The organism is Roseimaritima sediminicola, from assembly GCF_009618275.1.
Classification (GTDB): Bacteria; Planctomycetota; Planctomycetia; order Pirellulales; family Pirellulaceae; genus Roseimaritima; species Roseimaritima sediminicola.
Window position 1 is genome coordinate 1 of sequence record NZ_WIAD01000149.1, and the last position, 651, is coordinate 651.

Consider the following 651-nt stretch of genomic DNA (forward strand, 5'->3'; position numbering starts at 1 on the left):
CACCCAAGGGCGAATGCTCGACCAGATTCCGGCACATGTCCATGTCACCGGTCGCATTGGACTGAACGCTCGTCTGTGCGAAGGCCCGCCAGCGAAGCGGCCCGGTCGTGGTCGCCCGCCGCGTCGCGGACCGATGCTTGCCAAGCCCCAAGAGATGATTGCCCGAAAAGGACTCCGTCGCACGAAGATCCAACTTTATCAGCAGTCCAGCTTTTCGGTGCGAATTACCTCGACGATCTGCCGGTTGTATCTGGCGCCCGAGCGTGAAGTGAGAGTGGTCGTGGTGGAGCATCTTCGCGGCGGGCGTGGCGTCGAAGCGTTTTACAGCACCGACTTGGATCTGAGTGAGGAAGAAGTGCTGCAGCGTTACTCGTATCGTTGGCCAGTGGAAACCACCTTTCAGGACACCAAGGGCCATCTCGGTTTGGGTGAGCCACAGAACCGAGTTCGTGCAGCCGTACGTCGGACGACGCCAACGATGTTCTACCTCTACGCACTGGTGGTCCTGTGGCACGAATACGTCCGCGAACAGCCAGGCGAATTCGTGCGAAATTGGCCAAACAAACGGCACGCATCGTTCGCCGACATGCTTGCAACGCTACGGCGCGATTCGCTCGATAAAACACGGGAATCGATTTTCTCAGCCGGTGG

General features: G+C 59.0%; 1 pseudogene. It reads left to right on the top strand.

Going from position 1 to position 651, the window contains the following annotated elements:
- Window positions 1-13: 13 nt before the first annotated feature.
- A pseudogene (locus GE027_RS22655) lies at window positions 14-651 on the top strand (hypothetical protein); the annotation flags it as partial.